19 protein-coding genes are annotated in these 18345 nt (G+C 71.2%); 15 read left to right on the top strand and 4 right to left on the bottom strand.

From position 1 onward, the window contains the following. Positions 1–69: 69 nt before the first annotated feature. The 15 genes from LH62_RS13805 to nth all read left to right on the top strand — a co-directional run bounded on the left by LH62_RS13805 (position 70) and on the right by nth (position 14412). Positions 70–1272 carry an acyl-CoA dehydrogenase gene (locus LH62_RS13805; protein WP_043362122.1) on the top strand — a complete coding sequence of 401 codons (1203 nt, stop codon included), beginning with the start codon at positions 70–72 and terminating at the stop codon, positions 1270–1272. Positions 1273–1299: 27 nt separating this feature from the next. Then, the gene (locus tag LH62_RS31150; RefSeq protein WP_160299837.1) at positions 1300–1476 is read left to right on the top strand and encodes a hypothetical protein; all 177 of its coding nucleotides are present in this window, start codon (positions 1300–1302) and stop codon (positions 1474–1476) included. Between the two features lie 57 nt (positions 1477–1533). Further along, complete coding sequence (locus LH62_RS13800; RefSeq protein ID WP_236552548.1) at positions 1534–2781, top strand: class I SAM-dependent RNA methyltransferase; 1248 nt, start codon at positions 1534–1536, stop codon at positions 2779–2781. A 74-nt stretch (positions 2782–2855) separates the two neighbouring features. Beyond that, positions 2856–3854: an MBL fold metallo-hydrolase gene (locus tag LH62_RS13795; protein ID WP_043362118.1), complete on the top strand. Its 999-nt coding sequence runs from the start codon at positions 2856–2858 to the stop codon at positions 3852–3854. A gap of 100 nt (positions 3855–3954) precedes the next feature. After that, positions 3955–4533, top strand: a complete 579-nt coding sequence (locus LH62_RS13790; RefSeq protein WP_043362116.1) for a PadR family transcriptional regulator — start codon at positions 3955–3957, stop codon at positions 4531–4533. Between the two features lie 5 nt (positions 4534–4538). Next, positions 4539–4832 (top strand): DUF2218 domain-containing protein, encoded by a 294-nt coding sequence (locus tag LH62_RS13785; RefSeq protein WP_043362114.1) that lies wholly within the window; start codon positions 4539–4541, stop codon positions 4830–4832. Positions 4833–4902: 70 nt separating this feature from the next. Continuing rightward, positions 4903–5814 (top strand): 1-acyl-sn-glycerol-3-phosphate acyltransferase, encoded by a 912-nt coding sequence (locus tag LH62_RS13780; RefSeq protein ID WP_043362111.1) that lies wholly within the window; start codon positions 4903–4905, stop codon positions 5812–5814. A 177-nt stretch (positions 5815–5991) separates the two neighbouring features. Continuing rightward, positions 5992–7395 (top strand): tRNA (N6-isopentenyl adenosine(37)-C2)-methylthiotransferase MiaB, encoded by a 1404-nt coding sequence (gene miaB, locus LH62_RS13775; RefSeq protein WP_043362109.1) that lies wholly within the window; start codon positions 5992–5994, stop codon positions 7393–7395. Continuing rightward, positions 7392–8486 carry a PhoH family protein gene (locus LH62_RS13770; protein ID WP_369796771.1) on the top strand — a complete coding sequence of 365 codons (1095 nt, stop codon included), beginning with the start codon at positions 7392–7394 and terminating at the stop codon, positions 8484–8486. The genes miaB and LH62_RS13770 overlap by 4 nt, the downstream gene beginning before the upstream one ends. Then, complete coding sequence (gene ybeY, locus LH62_RS13765) at positions 8461–8976, top strand: rRNA maturation RNase YbeY (RefSeq protein ID WP_082012560.1); 516 nt, start codon at positions 8461–8463, stop codon at positions 8974–8976. Before LH62_RS13770 ends, ybeY begins: the two co-directional genes overlap by 26 nt. Further along, positions 8973–9878, top strand: coding sequence for a hemolysin family protein (locus LH62_RS13760; RefSeq protein WP_043362108.1), 906 nt, complete (start codon positions 8973–8975; stop codon positions 9876–9878). The genes ybeY and LH62_RS13760 overlap by 4 nt, the downstream gene beginning before the upstream one ends. 17 nt (positions 9879–9895) lie before the next feature. Continuing rightward, the gene (locus tag LH62_RS13755) at positions 9896–10330 is read left to right on the top strand and encodes a hypothetical protein (RefSeq protein ID WP_043362107.1); all 435 of its coding nucleotides are present in this window, start codon (positions 9896–9898) and stop codon (positions 10328–10330) included. Between the two features lie 128 nt (positions 10331–10458). Then, positions 10459–11976 carry an ATPase domain-containing protein gene (locus LH62_RS13750; RefSeq protein ID WP_201445497.1) on the top strand — a complete coding sequence of 506 codons (1518 nt, stop codon included), beginning with the start codon at positions 10459–10461 and terminating at the stop codon, positions 11974–11976. Next, on the top strand, positions 11957–13642 hold the full coding sequence (locus LH62_RS13745) for an ATP-binding protein (RefSeq protein WP_043362103.1): 1686 nt from the start codon (positions 11957–11959) through the stop codon (positions 13640–13642). Before LH62_RS13750 ends, LH62_RS13745 begins: the two co-directional genes overlap by 20 nt. Beyond that, the gene (nth, locus tag LH62_RS13740) at positions 13639–14412 is read left to right on the top strand and encodes an endonuclease III (protein ID WP_236552547.1); all 774 of its coding nucleotides are present in this window, start codon (positions 13639–13641) and stop codon (positions 14410–14412) included. The genes LH62_RS13745 and nth overlap by 4 nt, the downstream gene beginning before the upstream one ends. On the opposite strand, the gene LH62_RS13735 is transcribed toward nth, so the two are convergent. The 4 genes from LH62_RS13735 to purF are packed head-to-tail and all read right to left on the bottom strand — an operon-like array spanning position 14333 to position 18344. Next, positions 14333–15310 (bottom strand): NAD(P)H-dependent glycerol-3-phosphate dehydrogenase, encoded by a 978-nt coding sequence (locus LH62_RS13735; RefSeq protein ID WP_043362101.1) that lies wholly within the window; start codon positions 15308–15310, stop codon positions 14333–14335. The two genes, nth and LH62_RS13735, sit on opposite strands and share 80 nt — an antisense overlap. A 15-nt stretch (positions 15311–15325) precedes the next feature. Next, positions 15326–16153 carry a 23S rRNA (adenine(2030)-N(6))-methyltransferase RlmJ gene (locus LH62_RS13730; RefSeq protein ID WP_043362099.1) on the bottom strand — a complete coding sequence of 276 codons (828 nt, stop codon included), beginning with the start codon at positions 16151–16153 and terminating at the stop codon, positions 15326–15328. Then, on the bottom strand, positions 16150–16863 hold the full coding sequence (locus LH62_RS13725; RefSeq protein WP_043362097.1) for an SDR family NAD(P)-dependent oxidoreductase: 714 nt from the start codon (positions 16861–16863) through the stop codon (positions 16150–16152). Before LH62_RS13725 ends, LH62_RS13730 begins: the two co-directional genes overlap by 4 nt. Continuing rightward, positions 16863–18344 carry an amidophosphoribosyltransferase gene (purF, locus tag LH62_RS13720; RefSeq protein ID WP_043362094.1) on the bottom strand — a complete coding sequence of 494 codons (1482 nt, stop codon included), beginning with the start codon at positions 18342–18344 and terminating at the stop codon, positions 16863–16865. The genes LH62_RS13725 and purF overlap by 1 nt, the downstream gene beginning before the upstream one ends. Position 18345 lies beyond the last annotated feature (1 nt).

The raw sequence follows: 18345 nt of genomic DNA, 5'->3' as shown, positions 1-18345 counted from the left end.
CGCTACCCGTTGTCCGACCGCGCCCCAGGCGCCAAATACCCGCGGCAGAAGAGCCCCAAGGAGCCAGCCATGAACGTTGTCACCCAGCCCCCCAAGCGCCTGGCCAGCTTCGCCTGGGAGGATGCGCTGCTCCTCGAGGACCAGCTGACCGAGGACGAGCGGATGATCCGCGAGTCGGCCCATCAGTTCTGCCAGGAGAAACTGTTCCCCCGCATCCTTCTGGCCAACCGGCACGAGAAGTTCGACCGGGAGATCATGAACGAGTTGGGCGAGATGGGCTTCCTCGGCGCCACGCTCGATGGCTATGGCTGCGCCGGCGTCTCCTATGTCGCCTACGGGCTGATGGCGCGCGAGGTGGAGCGGGTCGACAGCGGCTACCGCTCGGCCTTCTCCGTGCAGTCTTCCCTGGTGATGTATCCGATCCACGCCTTCGGCTCGGAGGCCCAGCGTGAGAAGTACCTGCCGAAGCTCCGCACCGGCGAATGGGTCGGCTGCTTCGGCTTGACCGAGCCGGATGCCGGCTCCGACCCCTCCTCCATGCGGACGCGGGCGAAGAAGGTCGATGGCGGCTACCTGATCTCCGGCTCCAAGACCTGGATTACCAACGCGCCGATCGCCGACCTCGCCGTGGTCTGGGCGAAGGACGACGAGGGCATCCTGCGTGGCTTCGTCCTCGAAAAGGGGATGAAGGGCCTCTCCTTCCCGAAGATCGAGGGCAAGTTCTCGCTGCGCGCCTCGACCACCGGCATGATCATGATGGACGAGGTCTTCGTCCCCGAGGAGAACCGGCTGCCGGGCGTGAAGTCCCTCGCCGGCCCCTTCTCCTGCCTCAACCGCGCGCGCTACGGCATTGCCTGGGGTGCGCTGGGTGCCGCCGAGTTCTGCTTCCACGCCGCGCGCGACTACACGCTGAACCGCACTATGTTCGGCCGGCCGCTGGCGCAGACCCAGCTGGTGCAGAAGAAGCTCGCCGACATGGAGACCGAGATCACTCTCGGTCTGCAGGCCGTGCTGCGGGTCGGCCGGCTCTTCGACGAGGGCAAGGTGGCGCCGGAGATGATCTCCCTGGTCAAGCGCAACAACTGCGGCAAGTCGCTCGACATCGCCCGCGTCGCGCGTGACATGCATGGCGGCAACGGGATCGTGGACGAGTACCACGTGATCCGCCACGTCATGAACCTCGAGACGGTGAACACCTACGAGGGCACGCATGACGTCCATGCGCTGATCCTCGGCCGGGCCATCACCGGGCTGAACGCCTTCGGGGGCTGACGTCCCACGGAGTTCAGCGTCCAGGACGTGGCCGAGCCGGGGCGTACGGTCCAGCTCGCCATCGCGCCGGCCGGGCAGCTTGCCCGGCTGATCGACCGGGAGCGGGCCGTCTGCAACGGCCTCTTCCTCGCCCTTACCGGCGAACGGCGATGCCTTGCCATGGCCTGGGTCCTGGCCGGACTGCTGATGGGCGCTTCTCCCTGACCTGGACGCGCATCGACGCCCCCCATCTGCCGCTGATCGGCGGCGAAGGCTGACCCTTTGGAATTGTTGATCGACTCGATGGGCGCGGCCGGCGACGGCGTGGCGCAGGCGGCCGGCGGCCCGGTCTTCCTGCCGCAGACCCTGCCCGGCGAGCGGGTACGGGCCCGCCTCTCGGGCAAGCGGGCCGAGGTGGAGGCCTGGCTGGAGGAGAGCCCGGCACGCGTCGCGCCGCCCTGCCGGCACTTCCCCGCCTGCGGCGGTTGCGTCTTGCAGCACTGGGCGCCGGACCCCTATGCCGAATGGAAGCGCAGCAGGCTGGTCGAAGCCCTTTCCCGCGCTGGCTTCCCCGATGCGCCGGTTGCCCCGCTGGTGACGACGCCGCGGAATTCCCGCCAGCGCGCCGATCTCGGCCTGGAGCGGCTGCCCGACGGCCGGGTGCAGATCGGCTTCCACCAGCGCGGCACCACGGCGCTGGTGCCGATGCAGGAATGCCATGTGCTGCAACCCGCGCTGGTTGCGCTGCTCGGGCCGCTGGCCGAGACGCTTCGCCATGTCGAGGGCCTGCGCCGGCTCGGCTCGGCCGTGATCAACATGCTGACCAGCGGGCCGGACATCCTGCTCCGCACTGATGCGCCGCTCTCCATGCCGGATCGCCGCCAGCTGGCCGCCTTCGCCACGGCGCAGCGCATTCCGCGCATTGCCTGGGGCGGCAAGGGCGGGCCGGCGGAAGTGGCGGCGCAGCTCGGGCCGGTGCGGCACCTGCTATCCGGGGCGGAGGTGGTGCCGGCGCCGGGTGCCTTCCTCCAGGCGAGCCCCGAGGGCGAGGCGGCCATCATCGCCGCGCTGCTGGAAGGGCTGCCGCGCAAGCTGCCGGGGCGTGCGGCCATTGCCGATCTCTATGCCGGGCTTGGCACGCTGAGCTTCCCGCTCGCGGCGCGTGCCCGGGTCACCGCCTTCGAGGCGGTGCCGGAGGCGGTCGCGGCCCTCGGCACGGCGGCGGGCAAGGCCGGGCTGCGGGTGAAGGCGGTGCGGCGCGACCTCGACCGGCAGCCGCTGGCGGGGCCGGAGCTGCGCGAGTTCGCCGCCGTGGTGCTCGACCCCCCCTATGCCGGCGCCGCCGAGCAGACGGCGCTGCTGGCCCGCGCCGGCGTGCCCTCCATCCTCTATGTTTCCTGCAATCCGGTCGCCCTGGCGCGGGATGCGAAACCGCTGAAGGCAGCCGGCTACCGCGTCACCACGGCGGTGCCGGTGGACCAATTCCTCTGGTCGCCGCACCTGGAGGCGGTGGTCGCCTTCACGCGCTGATCGAGGGGCGGAATGGCTTGATCCCAGATGGTCCCTCCCCACCAATAGGAGCGCGACATTCGCAGGAGAAAGCCATGACCGACACCACCAGCCGCCGCCTTGCGCTCGGCGGCCTCGCTGCCGGGCTGGCCGCCCCGGCGCTGCTGCGCAGCGCCGCGGCGCAGACCGCGCCGGCTGCCCCGGCCCCAGCCGCTGCCCCGGTGTCGCAGGCCCCCGGCTTCTACCGCTTCAAGGTCGGCGGCTTCACCGTCACCACGGTGCATGACGGCTTCTTCGTGCGGCCGCTGGAGGGCTTCATCCGCAACGCGCCGCTGGCCGAGGTGCAGAAGGTGCTGGCGGAGAGCTTCCTGCCGACCGACAGCTTCCGCATCCCCTTCACTGTCACCTTCCTCGACACCGGCAGCCGGTTGGTGATTTTCGACAGCGGCAACGGCGTGCTGCCCGCGACCGCGACCCAGGGGAAGATGATCCAGAACATGGCCGCGGCCGGCATCGACCCGGCCAAGGTCGATCTGGTGGTGATGAGCCATTTCCACGGCGACCATGTGAACGGGTTGCTGAACGGCGCCGGCGCCGCCGCCTTCCCCAATGCAGAAGTCGTCGTCCCCGCCGCCGAATGGGCCTGGTGGAGCGACACCGGCAACGAGACCCGCAGCCCGGAGGGCCAGCGCGGCAATTTCGCCAACAGCGCCCGTCGCTTCGCGCCCTATCAGGGCAAGATCCGCCAGGTCGAGGCCGGCGCCGAGGTCATCCCCGGCATCCGGGCAGTCGCCGCCCATGGCCATACGCCGGGCCATACCTGCTACCTGATCGCCGACGGCAATGCCCAGGCGATGTTCGTCGCCGATACCAGCAACCGACCGGAAGTGCTGGCGCGGCGCCCGGATTTCCACGCCATCTTCGACTTCGACGCGCAGATGGCCGAGGCGGCGCGGCGCAAGATTTACGACCAGGTGGCGGCCGACCGGATCCGCATCACCGGCTACCACTTCCCCTTCCCAGCGAATGGCTACCTCGCAAAGGAGGGCAGCGGCTACCGCTTCGTCCCGGCGGACTGGTCGAGCGCCGTCTGACCGAGGGCTCCCGGCGGGGCTCACCCGCCGGGACCTTGAAGCCGACTGGGTTTCGATATATCTGTTTTTCGATATGTCGAAATACTATCGGAGAACAGCGATGCGATTCCGCTTCTTCCACCGCGGCGAGCGGCACGACCCCTTCGGCCACCGCCATGCCCGCGGCGAGTTCGGTCCGCGCGGCGAGCGGCACCATGGCGAGCGGCATCGCCATGGCGGCCGGCCCGGCCGGCTGCTGGAGCATGGCGACCTCCGCATGCTGGTCCTGGCGCTGATCGCCGAGGCGCCGCGGCATGGCTATGACATCATCAAGGCCATCGAGGAGCGCGCCGGCGGTGCCTACTCGCCGAGCCCCGGCGTCGTTTACCCGACGCTGACCATGCTGGAGGAGCTTGGCCATATCGCCATCGGCCAGGCGGAGGGGCCGCGCAAGCTCTACGCCATCACCTCCGAAGGCGAGGCCTGGCTGGCGGCCAACCAGGCGGCGGCCTCGGCCATCCTTGCCCGGCTCGCCGAGCTCGGGGCGGAGGGCGGGCCCTCGCCGCAGATCATGCGGGCGATGCACAACCTGAAGCTTTCGCTGCGGCTCAGGCTCGGCCGCGGGCGGCTGGAGCCGGCCCAGGTGGCGGCCATCGCCGCGGCGATCGACGCCGCAGCCGTCGCCATCGAGCAGGTCTGACCGCCATGCAACATTCGGAAGCGCGCATCGCGCTGGACAGCCCTGGCCGCTACCTCGGCCAGCTCTGCAAGCATTTCGCCCACAAGCTACCGGTGACGCTGGAGGAGACGCGAGGCTCCATCGCCTTCCCCATGGGCATCTGCCGGCTGGAGGCGGCGGAGGGGCTGCTCGTGCTGCAGGCCGAGGCCGATGGGACCGAGGCGCTGGAGCGCCTGCAGGAGGTAGTGGCGCGGCACCTGCTGCGCTTCGCCTTCCGGGCGCCGCCCGAGATCAAATGGCTGCCACGCGAAGCGGGCTGAGCGGATATCACCCAGGCGTCGCACCGGCGACATTGCAGCGTCACGGAACGCGGGCTATCCGCTGCCCCTTATGGAAGCCGTGGCCCGCGACCCGATCGAAGCCCTTCGTCCCCGCCGCCTGCGGCGGAAGAAGCCCCTGCGGTTCAAGAGCAACCTGCCCGGCGGGCGATTGTTCGACGTCTTCGAGGACCGGCCGCTCGGCGGCCGCATCCGCGCGGTGCGGCGCATCGCCTCGGTGCTGCTCTGGACGCTGCTTGCCATTCCCATTCAGGCCGTGCTGCTCCTTGTGCCGGGGCGGCCGAAGGTGGTCTTCGCCCGGGTCTACCACGCCGTGCTCTGCCGGCTGATCGGCTTGCGGGTGCAGGTGATCGGCAAGGCGTCCGGGGAGAAGCCGGTGCTCTTCCTGGCCAACCACTGCTCCTGGCTCGATATTCTGGTGCTCGGCGGGACGCTGGAGGGCTGCTTCGTCTCCAAGGCCGAGGTCGGCACCTGGCCGCTGATCCGCACCGTGGCGCGGCTCGGCCGCACCGTCTTCGTCAGCCGCAGCCGCGGCCGCACAGGAAGCGAGGCCGAGGCGATGAAGGCGCGGCTTGCCGCCGGCGACAGCCTGATCCTCTTCCCCGAGGGCACCAGCAGCGACGGCACGCGTGTGCTGCCCTTCCGCAGCGCCTTCCTGGCGACGGCCGATGCGGCGCGGCAGGTGCAGCCGGTCTCGCTGGTCTATGACCGGCTGGGCGGGCTGCCGGCCTGCCGGCGCGACCGGCCGCTCTTCGCCTGGTATGGCGACATGTCGATCGCCAGCCATTTCTGGCGGCTGGCGCGGCGCAGCGGGGCGCGGGCGACGGTGGTGCTGCACGAGCCTTTCAGCCCCTCGGCGCTGCCCGACCGCAAGGCGATGGCGGCGGCGAGCTGGACGACGGTGTCCAGCAGCGCGGCGCTGCTGCGGCAGAACCGGCCGGCCGCGCCCCTGGCGACGGTGTGACCAGAGCAAGCTTGACCGGAGCGCCCCGCAAGCCCGACGCTCGTCCCACCATGCGATTCTCGCCCTCCCCCGGGGCGATGCCCCGGCCCCTCGCCGCTTGACCGCGGCCTCCTGCCTGCGCATTTGCGCAAGCAGCCTCGGCGCCGCCGCGCCGATGGGGTGGAGTGGGCCTTTGGCATGACGGTACCGGACGCAGCGACACGGAAGCGGCTCTTCCTCCGCACCTGGGGCTGCCAGATGAATGTTTATGACAGCACCCGCATGGCGGATGTGCTGGCCCCGCTCGGCTATGCGCCGGTCGAGGCGCCGGAGGGGGCCGACATGGTCATCCTCAACACCTGCCATATCCGCGAGAAGGCGAGCGAGAAGCTGTTCTCCGAGCTCGGTCGGCTGCGCGAGATGAAGCGGGAGCGCGAGGCCGCGGGCGGGGGCATGGTGCTGGCCGTCGCCGGCTGCGTTGCGCAGGCGGAGGGCGCGGAGATCACCCGCCGCGCCCCTTGGGTCGATATCGTCCTCGGGCCGCAGACCTATCACCGCCTGCCCGAGATGGTGGCGCGGGCGAGCCGGGCGGCCGGCGCCGTCATCGAGACGGAAATGCCGGTCGAGCAGAAATTCGACCACCTGCCGGAGCAAGCGGCCAGCCAGGGCATTACCGCCTTCCTCACCGTGCAGGAAGGCTGCGACAAGTTCTGTTCCTTCTGCGTGGTGCCCTATACGCGGGGGGCCGAGTACTCCCGCCCGGTGGCGGCGGTGGTGGCGGAGGCACGACGGCTGGTGGCGGGCGGGGCGCGGGAGATCACGCTGCTCGGGCAGAACGTCAACGCCTATCACGGCGAGGGGCCGGGCGGCCGCGCCTGGGGCCTCGGGCGGCTGATCCGCGAGCTGGCCGACATCCCCGGCCTGCTCCGGCTGCGCTACACCACCAGCCATCCGCGCGACATGGACGATGACCTGATCGCCGCCCACCGCGACGTGCCGGTGCTGATGCCTTACCTGCACCTGCCGGTGCAGTCGGGCAGCGACCGGGTGCTGGCGGCGATGAACCGGGGCCACACGGCGGCCGAATTCCTTACCGTGGTCGACCGGCTGCGGGAGGCGCGGCCGGACCTCGCCCTTTCCTCCGACTTCATTGCCGGGCACCCCGGCGAGACCGCAGAGGATTTTGCCCAGACCATGGCGCTGGTGGAGCGGGTCGGCTTCGCCATGGCCTACAGCTTCAAGTACTCGCCGCGGCCGGGAACACCGGCGGCCGGCGCACCTTGCCAGGTGCCGGAAGCCGAGAAGGATGCCCGGCTCCAGGCGCTCCAGGCGCTGCTCCGGGCGCAGCAGGACGAGTTCAACCGCTCCCGCGTCGGGCTGGTCGTGCCCGTGCTGCTCACCGGGCCGGGGCGGCATCCTGGACAGGTCGCCGGGCGTTCCCCCTGGCTGCAGCCGGTGCATCTGGCAGCACCGCTCGACATCGTCGGGCGCGAGGTGCCGGTGCGCATCCTCGCCGCCCATCCGAATTCCCTTTCCGGCCTCCTGGCGGCCGGGGAGGGCGTCCCCGCAAGCCTGCCCGCAGAGGAGCCCGCCCCCGCTTGAACACCGCCCCCATCGTCTTCCGCGCCGGGGAGGTCCGCGGAGCGCGGCCCACCTCTCCTCCTCCCGCATCGCCGGAGCAGCGCAGCGTCACGCTGCAATTCGACGATAATGCCCTGCTCCCCCTTCTCTACGGGGAACATGACCGCCATCTGGCGCGCATCGAGCAGCGATTGGGGGTCAGGCTCGGCTCGCGTGGCAATCGATTGACTATTGCCGGCGGGACGGCCCGAACCGAAGTGGCGGAAGTGGCGCTGAAAGCGCTGTGGCGGCGGCTCGAGAAGGGCCAGCCGGTAGGAACGGCAGAAGTGGAAGCAGCCTTGCGCATGGCCGAAGGAGACGCCGAGGGTGATCCTCGCCTGCCCTTGCAGGACCGGCCCGAGATCCGCACCCGGAAGGGGGCGATCGCGCCCCGCACCCCGGCCCAGGCGGCCTATATCGACCTGCTGGCGCGGCAGGAGATGGTCTTCGGCATCGGCCCGGCCGGCACCGGCAAGACCTATCTCGCCGTGGCGCAGGGGGTGGCGCTGCTGCAGGCCGGGCGGGTGGACCGCATCGTGCTCAGCCGGCCGGCGGTGGAAGCGGGCGAGCGGCTGGGCTTCCTTCCCGGCGACCTGAAGGAGAAGGTGGACCCTTATCTCCGCCCGCTCTATGACGCGCTGCACGACATGCTGCCGGCGGAACAGGTGGCGCGGCGGATCACCTCCGGGGAGATCGAGATCGCGCCGCTGGCCTTCATGCGTGGCCGCACGCTGGCGCATTGCTATGCGATCCTGGACGAGGCGCAGAACACCACGCCGGCGCAGATCAAGATGTTCCTCACCCGCATGGGCGAGGGCACGCGTATGGTGATTACCGGCGACCCGACCCAGGTCGACCTGCCGGCAGGCCAGAGAAGCGGGCTGAGCGACGCGCTGTCCATCCTCGACGGGGTGGAGGGCATCGGCGTCGCCCGCTTCGACGAACGCGACGTGGTGCGGCACCCGCTGGTGGCGCGCATCGTCGCGGCTTATGGGCGGGCCGATGGGCAGGCGGGACAGCCTGGCCGGGGGCCGAAGAAGGAACGCGATGGAACCGGACAGTTGCCCTCCTGACGACGAGACCCTGGAGGACCCCCTCCAACCGGCACTCCCCGCGGTGCAGGTCGATGTGATGGTGGAGGACCCTGCCTGGCGGCGCTTCCTGCCGCGGGCCGAGGCCCTGGCGCGTCGCGCCGTCGCCGCGGCGTTGGCGGGTAGCGGGGCGGAGGGCCTCGTCACCGTGCTGCTCGCGGATGACCGGGCGCTCAAGCGGCTGAACGGCGAGCATCGCGGCAAGGACAAGCCGACCAATGTCCTGAGCTTCCCGGCCGGGGCACCGGGCCATCTCGGCGACATCGCCCTCGCCCTCGGCGTGGTGCGGCGCGAGGCGGAGGCGGGCGGCAAGGCACTGCCGGCGCATTTCGCCCATCTCGTGGCGCATGGCGCGCTGCACCTGATCGGCCATGACCATCTGGCGGCCGGCGAGGCGCGGCGGATGGAGCGGGCCGAGGCGCGGGCCATGCACCGGCTGCGGCTGCCCAACCCCTGGAGGCATGCGGCATGAGCGCCTCGAACGGGAATGGCCGCGACGGGCTGCTCTGGCGCCTGCAGGGGCTGCTCCGGCGGCGGGAGGCGGAAAGCGTCCGCGACCGCATGGAGGAGCTGATCGAGGAACAGCGCGAGCCGCACGAGCCGGGCGAGCGCGGCGCGGCGGATGCCGACGACCTCGACGCGCAGGAGCGTGCCCTGCTCGGCAACGTGCTGAAGCTGCGGGACAAGACCGCGGGCGACGTCATGCTGCCGCGCGCCGACATCATGGCAATGCCGGAGGACTACACGCTGGAGCAGGCCATCCGCCTGATCCAGCGCGACGGCCACAGCCGCTACCCGGTCTTCCGCAAGCAGCTCGACGACATCGTCGGCATGGTCCACATCAAGGACGTGTTCGCGAGCGTCGGCAACGACGCCTCCTTCGACATGAAGGCGATCCTGCGCAAGCCGCTCTTCGTGGTGCCCTCCGTCCCCGTGCTCGACCTGCTGCTGCAGATGCGCCAGGCGCGGATCCACATGGCGCTGGTCGTCGACGAGTACGGCGGCATCGACGGCCTCGTCACCATCGAGGACTTGGTCGAGACCATCGTCGGCGACATCGCCGACGAGCATGACGAGCCGGGACCGCCGCAGCTGGTAGAGAAGCCGGACGGCACCATCGAGCTGGATGCGCGGATGCCGGTCGAGGATTTCGAGGCGAAGCTCGGCCCGGTGCTGACCGATGAGGAGCGCGCCTCCGACATCGACACCATGGGCGGCCTCGTCTTCAACCTCGCCGGGCGGGTTCCGGCCAAGGGCGAGCTGGTCTCGCATTCCTCGGGCCTCGAATTCCGCGTGCTGGAGGCCGACCCGCGGCGCATCCGCCGGCTGCGGGTACGCCGGCCCGGGGCGCAGCAGAAGCAGGCGGCGGAGTAGCGGAGGGAGGCCGGGCCATGGCGTTCAAGGGCAAGCCGCCGGGCAGCGGGTCGGGCGAGATGTCCCGCACTACCCAGGCGCTGCGCCCCGCCATCGCGCTCTCCGAGGCGGAGGCGCGGCGGGCCCGGGCCCTGCGCCGCCAGGGCGAGGCGCCGCCGGTGATCGCGGACAAGCTCGGCCTGCCGCTCGAGGAGGTGGAGAAGGCCCTCCTGCAGATGCGCAACCCGCGGCCGGAGACGACGCGCGGGACGCTCAACGTGACGCTGGCCGCGCATCGCTTCGTCCTGAGCGAGCGGCAGGGCGAGGAGCCGCTGTGGCAGACCATGGACCGGCTGGTGGACGAGCTGATCCGCCGGCGGGCGGAGGCGTCGCGCCGCAGTGCCACGCGCCGCACCGGCCAGGCGGCGGATGAGTGGCTGCCTGGACTCGACGTGCCGGAGCCCCAAGGTTGAACCCGGGAACCCAGGCCGTCTACGATACGTTCCCGATGGCATGACCTCGCGCCAGGCCCGTCGGTTGCGGGCTGGGCCGTCTCGGCAGCCTCCCGCTCGGGCGACCCGCCGGCCGTATGGGAGACAGGATGACCGCCCAGCCTGACACCACCGATGGCGACCCGCCTCGCGTATCGACCGGCAGCGCCGGCCTCGACCACATTCTCGGCGGCGGCTTCGATGCCAATCGCCTCTACCTCTGCGAAGGCCGGCCCGGCACCGGCAAGACAACCCTCGCCCTGCAATTCCTGCTGGAAGGCGTAGGTCGGGGCGAGCGGGTGCTCTACATCTCCCTCTCCGAGACGGAGCGCGAGCTGCGGCTGGTCGCCAAACGGCATGGCTGGACGCTGGACGGCATCACGGTCTTCGAGCTGGTGCCGGCGGAGGCGAGCCTCGACCCGAGCCGCGAGCTGACCGTCTTCCACCCCGCCGAGATCGAGCTGAACGAGACGACGCAACTCGTGTTCGATCGGGTGCAGGCATTGAACCCGGCGCGCGTCGTCTTCGACAGCCTCTCCGAGCTGCGGCTGCTGGCGCAGAACTCGCTCCGCTACCGCCGACAGATCCTGGCGCTGAAGCATTTCTTCACCGGCCGCGACTGTACGGTGCTGATGCTGGACGACATGTCCTCCAAGGCGGATGACCTGCAGCTCCACTCCATCGCCCACGGCGTGGTCTTCCTCGAGCAGTTGGCGCTCGACTACGGCTCCGAGCGGCGGCGGCTGCGCGTGGTCAAGATGCGGGGAATGCCCTTCCGTGGCGGCTACCACGACTTCACCATCCGGCGCGGCGGGCTCGAGATCTACCCGCGGCTGGTGGCGGCGGAGCATCGTGGGGCGCCGGCGACGGGGTTGGTCGGCAGCGGCAGGCCAGGGCTCGATACCATGCTGGGCGGCGGGCTGGAGCGCGGCACCAGCATGCTGCTGCTGGGCCCGGCCGGGGTCGGCAAGTCCGCCCTGTCGCTGACCTATGCACTTGCCGCGGCGGAGCGTGGCGAGCGTGCGGTTGTCTATGCCTTCGACGAGGGCGTCTCCACCATCCTCACCCGTGCCATGGCGCTCGGCATTTCCTTGCAGCCGGCGGTCGAGGCCGGGCTGGTGCGCATCCAGCAGATCGATCCGGCGGAACTCTCGCCGGGCGAGTTCGCGCATCTCGTTCGCAGCGCCGTGGAGCAGGACGGGGCGCGGGTCATCGTCATCGACAGCCTCAACGGCTATCTGAGCGCCATGCCGGACGAGCGCTTCCTCATCCTGCAGATGCATGAGCTGCTCAGCTACCTGAACCAGACCGGCGTGCTCACCCTCCTGGTGCTGGCGCAGCATGGGCTGGTTGGCCCGATGCAGACGCCGGTCGATATCAGCTATCTCAGCGATGCGGTGGTGATGCTGCGCTATTTCGAGTTCGAGGGCGTGGTGCGCCGGGCGCTGTCCGTGGTGAAGAAGCGGAGCGGGGCGCATGAGCGCTCCATCCGCGAGTTCAGGCTCGGGCGCGGCGGCATCGTCATCGGGCCGCCGCTGCGCGAGTTCAGCGGCATTTTCACCGGCACGCCGCAGTACAGCGGCACCAGCGCCCTCCTGCTGACCGACGATGAACCAGGCCAGCTCTGACCTCGCCAGCCCGCGCGTGCTGGTCCTCGCCCCCACCGGGCGGGACGGCACGGCTTCGGCCGAGTTGCTGCGGCGGGCGGCGCTCACCACCGAGGTCTGTGCCGATCTGGGCGCGCTGCTGGCGGGGCTGGAGGCGGGGGCGGATGCGGCCTTCGTCGCCGAGGAAGCGCTGATGGGCCAGCCGATCGAGCCGCTGCTCGATTGGGTGGAGCGGCAGCCGCCCTGGTCCGACATGCCCTTCGTCATCCTCACCAGCCACCGGCAGACGCCACAGGCGGTGGCCGGGCGGGCGCGGCTGGTGGCGGCGCTGCGCAACGTTTCCCTGCTGGAGCGGCCGGTGCAGGCCATCACCCTCACCAGCAGCCTGCAGGCGGCGGTGCGGGCGCGGCGGCGGCAATACGAGGTGCGGGCGCATCTGGCCGAGCGGGAGCGGGCCGAGCGTGGGCTGGAGGCGCTGGTCGCCGAGCGGACGCAGGAGCTGGAAGCGGCGAACGAGGCTCTCCGCGCGCAGATCGCCGAACGCGAGCGGGTGGAGGAGACGCTCCGCCATGCGCAGAAGATGGAGGCGATCGGCCAGCTCACCGGCGGCGTCGCCCACGATTTCAACAATCTGCTGATGGTGATCTCGGGCGGGCTCGACATGCTCGGCCGGCAGCGGGACCAGGCGCGGCAGAAGCTGTTGATGGACGGAATGCGCCAAGCGGCCGGGCGCGGCGCGGCGCTGACCCGCCAGTTGCTCGCCTTTTCGCGGCGGCAGGCGCTGACCTCGGAGGCGGTCGATCTCGCCCGCCAGATCGGCGGCATGCGGGAGCTGCTGGACCGCAGCCTTCGCGGCGACGTGCATGTGACGCTGGACTTCGCCGAGGGGCTGTGGCCGGTGGAGGTCGATCCCGGCGAGCTGGAGCTGGTGGTGCTGAACCTCGCGGTGAATGCGCGGGACGCGATGCCGGAGGGCGGCACCATCGTCATCCGCGGCGAGAACCGGCCGGGCCTCGATATGGACGGGCTGCACGGGGATTTCGTCGCCTTCTCCGTCGTCGATACCGGGACCGGCATCCCGCCCGAGGTGCTGGAGCGGGTCTTCGAGCCCTTCTTCACGACCAAGGATATCGGCAAGGGCTCCGGCCTCGGCCTGGCGCAGGTCTATGGCTTCGCGCAGCAATCCGGCGGCACGGTGCGGATCGACACGGAGCTTGGCCGGGGGACGACGATCCTTCTGCTGCTGCCGCGCTCCCGTCGCAGCCCGGCTGTCGCGGAGCGGCACCTGCTCGACCTGCGGGTCGAGCGGCGGACCGATACGCCGCTCGCCCATGTGCTGCTGGTCGAGGACGACGACGAGGTGGCAGCGCTGGTCGGCGAGATGCTGACGACGCTCGGCTTCGAAGCGACGCGTGCGGCGAGCGCCGCGGCTGCGCTCGGCGCACTGGCGGACGGACGGCCGATCGACCTCGTCTTCTCCGACGTGATGATGCCGGGCGGCATGAACGGTGTGGATCTCGCGCGGGAGGTGAAGCGGCGGCGGCCCGGCCTGCCCGTGATGCTGACCACCGCCTATGCCGAGGCGGCGAAGCGCGACGCCGAGGCGGAGGGCATCGCGGTGCTGCCCAAGCCCTACCGGCTGGAGGAGCTGGCGGCGGCGACGCGGATGGCGCTCGGCCGGCCGTGACCAAGCCTGCCCTGCCGCGTTGCGGCGGGATGGATGATGCAGCGACCAAGGACCCCTTCGATATCGACCTCGTCTTCCACCTGCTGCGGGAGGCCGTGGCGCGGCTGCCCAAGGCGGCGATGTTCGAGTTGCGGGACCGAGGCTTCGGCTCGCCCTTCGAGCAGCTCGTCGCGGCGCTGATCTCGGCGCGGACGCGGGACGAGGTGAGCCTGCCCGTCTCCGAGCGGCTCTTCGCCGTGGCGCGGACGGCGGAGGCGATGGCCGGGCTGGATGAGGCGCGGCTGATCGGGCTGCTGCACGGCGCGACCTTCCCGGAGCCGAAGGCGCGGGACATCCTGGCGCTCTCGCGGCAGATCGCGGCGGCGGGGGCAGTGCCCGATACGCTCGAGGGGCTGATGGCGCTGCGCGGCGTCGGGCCGAAGATCGCGGCGCTGACACTCGGCGTCGGCTTCGGCAGGCCGGCGATCTCGGTCGACATCCATGTGCATCGCATCGTCAACCGCTGGGGCTATGTCGCGGCGACGACGCCGGAGCGGACGATGCAGGCGCTGGCGGCGGTTCTGCCGGAGCGCTACTGGATCGAGATCAACGAGCGGCTGGTGCCCTTCGGCAAGGCGATCTGCACCGGCGAGCGGCCGCGCTGCGGCGGCTGCCTGCTGATCCAGCAGTGCCGGCAGGTAGGCGTGGCGCCTACTCGTCCCGGCGCGGACGGGCCAGGAGCTGCGCCATCGCCTCGGCGACGGTCGCCTCGCCGGCCAGCAATGCCGTGACGGCGGCGCAGACCGGCAACTCGACGCCGGCGGCCGTGGCGCGGGCGAGGAGGGCGGGGGCGGTGGCGGCGCCTTCGGCGACGCTCGACTTGCCGGCCAGCGCCTCCGCCAGGGTGAGGCCGCGGCCGAGGGCGAGGCCGAGCGCGGTGTTGCGGCTGGATGGGCCGGTCGCCGTCAGCAACAGGTCGCCGAGGCCGGACAGGCCGGCGGCGGTCTCGGCGCGGCCGCCGAGCGCGACGACCAGGCGGGAGAGTTCGGCAAGGCCGCGGGTGATGAGGGCAGCGCGGGCATTCTCGCCGAGCCCGGCGCCGATCACCGCGCCGGCGGCGATGGCGATGACGTTCTTCGCCGCGCCGCCGACCTGCACGCCGAGCGGGTCCTCGCTACCGTAGAGGCGAAAGCCAGGGGTAGCGAGGTGGTCGGCAGCCATCGCGCGGAGGGCAGCGTCCTGGCTGGCGAGCACGGCGGCGGTCGGGAGGCCGGCGGCGACTTCATGGGCGAAATTCGGCCCCGACAGGACGGCGGCGGGGTGTCCGGGGCGGAGTGCGTCGAGGAGTTCGAAGGGAAAGAGGAGGCTGCCCTGCTCGACGCCCTTCGCGGCGAGGATAAGGGGCGGCAAGCCCTCCGGCAGGCGACCGAGCAGCGGGCGGATGTGCTGGGTCGGGACGGCAAGCAGGGCGAAGGCGGCGCCATCGAGCATGGTCTGCTCGGCGGTGACGGTGATGGCAGGCGGGAGCGGCGTGCCGGGAAGGTGGAGGCTGTTCCCGCGCGTCGCCTGCATGATGGCGGCACGGCTCGGGTCGCGCGCCCAGAGCACTACCTCATGCCCGGCGCGGGCGGCCTGCACCGCAAGCGCCGTGCCCCAGGCGCCGGCGCCGATGACGGCAATGCGGGGCATCGCTTATCCCCTTCCCTACTCCGCGGCGATGCGGGTGATGGTCCAGCCCTCGCCCGGCTCGCGGCTGCCAAGGCGGTCGAGCAGGGCCGGGAGGATGCTGGCTGCTTGCTCCTCGAAATGCCAGGGCGGGTTGGAGATGAGCAGGCCGCAGCCGTTGAGCCGCTGCGGGTCGGTCGGCTCGCGCAGCCAAAGCTCGGCGGCGATGAGGTCGCGGACGCCCGATTCCTGCAAGGCGGTGTGGAAGGCGCGGACCGGGGCACGGTGCTTGATCGGGTACCAGCAGGCCTGGACGGCAGCGCGGAAGCGATGGGCGACGAGGGCGATGCCGGCGGCCATGCGCTCGAACTCGCCCTCCTGCTCGAAGGGTGGGTCGACCAGCACGAGGCCACGCCGCTCCGGGAAGGGCGTGAGGCCACGGAGCGCTTCCCAGCCGTCACGCAGATGGACGGCGACCTGCGGGTCGCGGCGGAACCGGGCACGGAGGGTCGCGTGGTCCTCCGGGTGGAGCTCGCAGGCCAGCAGATGATCCTGCGGGCGCAGCAGCGCGCGGACCAGGGCGGGGGAGCCCGGATACTGGGCCGGGGCGCCGGCGGCACGGACCAGAGCGAGATAGTCGGCGAGCGGGCCATCCTCGATGCTGAGCAGGCGGAGGATGCCGCGCTCCGCCTCTCCGGTGCGGCCGGCCTCGGGCGCGGCGAGGTCATAGGCGCCGAGCCCGGCATGGGTGTCGAGCACGCGGAAGGGCGTCGCCTTGGCGGCGAGCGCCCGCAGCAGCGCCACCAGCAGGGCATGCTTCATGCAATCGGCGAAATTGCCGGCATGGAAGGCGTGACGGTAATTCACGCGCCGAGCGCGATGCTCGCCCCGTGCCGGGTTTCTTCCGGCCGGCAGAGGGCGGCGATGGCGGGCGCCACATCGGCCGGCTGGCGGAGGCTGGCCGGGTCCTCGCCCGGCATGGCGACGGCGCGCAGGCGGCTGGCGACGGGGCCGGGATCGACCAGGTTCACGCGCAGCGGCGTGCTCTCCACCTCGGCCGCCCAGGAGCGGGCGAGATGCGCCTGCCCGGCCTTGCCGAAGCCGTAGAGGCCCCAGTAGGCGCGCGGCGCCTCGGCCACCGAATCGGCGAGGAAGACGGCCCGGCCGGCGGGTGCCGCGCGCAGCGGCGGGTCGCAGGTGCGGATCAGGCGCCAGGTGGCGGTGAGGTTGACGGCGACGCTCGCCTGCCAGTCGGGCGGCATGATGTGGGCGACCGGCGTCAGCTTCGCCAGCAGGCCGGCGGCATGGACCAGGATATCGAGCCGGCCGAAGCGATGTACGATCGAGGGGCCGAGCATGTCGATCTTCTCGGCATCCTTGGCGAGGTCGAGCGGCAAGAGCGTCGCCTGCCCGCCCGCGGTGCGGATGGCGTCGTCCAGCTCCTCCAGCGCGCCCTGGGTGCGGGCGGTGAGCACGCAATGGGCGCCGAGCCGCGCCAGCTCCAGCGCCACCGCGGCGCCGATGCCGCGGGAGGCGCCCGTGACCAGGGCGACGGAGCCCTCCAGCGGCCTGGCCATCAGCCGACCTGCAGCAGGGAGAGTTGCCGGTCGCTGTTCGCCTGGGCGTCGCTCAGCGGGATGGCGTAGTCGCCGGTGAAGCAGGCGTCGCAATAGGCCGGCTTGGCCATGTCGCGGCCGGGCTTGCCGAGCGCGCGGTACAGCCCGTCGAGGGAAATATAGGCGAGACTGTCGACGCCGATGATCTTCGCCATCTCCTCGAGGTCGTGCGTCGCGGCGAGCAGCTTGCCGCGCTCCGGCGTGTCGATGCCGTAGTAGCAGCTATGGGTCGTCGGCGGGGAGGAGATGCGCATATGCACCTCGCTGGCGCCGGCGGCACGGACCATCTCGACGATCTTCTTGCTGGTTGTGCCGCGGACGATGCTGTCATCGACGAGGATGACGCGCTTGCCCTCCAGCATCGGGCGGTTGGCGCTGTGCTTCAGCTTCACGCCGAGGTTGCGGATCTGGTCGGTCGGCTCGATGAAGGTGCGGCCGACATAGTGGTTGCGGATGATGCCGAGCTCGAAGGGGATGCCGCTCTCGAGCGCATAGCCCATCGCCGCCGGCACGCCGCTGTCGGGCACCGGGACGACGACATCGGCGGAAACCCCGCTCTCGCGGGCCAGCTCGGCGCCGATGCGCTTGCGGGTCTCGTAGACCGGCGTGCCCTCGACCACCGAATCCGGGCGGGCGAAGTAGATATACTCGAAGATGCAGAAGCGGTCCTGCTGCTTGCCGAAGGGCTTGATGCTGTGCACGCCCTTGTCGTCGATGATGATGATCTCGCCGGCATCGATGTCGCGGACGAACTCCGCCCCGACGATGTCGAGCGCGCAGGTCTCGCTGCACAGCACCCAGGAGGTCGGCACGCCGTCGGTGCCGCCCATGCGGCCGAGGACGAGGGGCCGGACGCCGAGCGGGTCGCGCGCGCCGATCAGGGCGCCGTCATGCAACGCGACCAGGCTGTAGGCGCCCTGGACCTGGCGCAGCGCGTCGATCAGCCGGTCCACCACCGTCGAGTAGAGGCTGATGGCGATGAGGTGGATGAAGACCTCGCTGTCCGTCGTGCTCTGGAACAGGCAGCCGCGGTTGACGAGGCTGCGGCGCAGCGCCATCGCATTGGTGAGGTTGCCGTTATGCGCCACGGCGAAGCCGCCGAAGGCGAAGTCGGCATAGAGCGGCTGGACGTTGCGCAGCGCCGTCTCGCCGGTGGTGGCGTAGCGGTTGTGGCCGAGGGCGGCGCGGCCGCGGAGCGAGGCCATGATCTTCGCGTCGGAGAAGGTATCGCCAACCAGGCCGCGGCCCCTGTGGGCGTGGAAGATGCCGCCTTCGTCGAGGCTGACGATGCCGGCCGCCTCCTGCCCGCGATGCTGCAGGGCGTGCAGGCCGAGCGCCGTCAGCGCCGCCGCGTCATTGGTGTTCCAGATGCCGAAGACGCCGCATTCCTCGTGGAATTTGTCGTCGTCGGGGGCGGCGAGCCGCAGGGCCTCTTCGGTCATG

This window comes from Belnapia sp. F-4-1, assembly GCF_000802185.1.
Taxonomy (GTDB): Bacteria; Pseudomonadota; Alphaproteobacteria; order Acetobacterales; family Acetobacteraceae; genus Belnapia.
The sequence above is the reverse complement of the archived record's forward strand: the minus strand, read 5'-3'. Positions and strand labels throughout refer to the sequence as shown.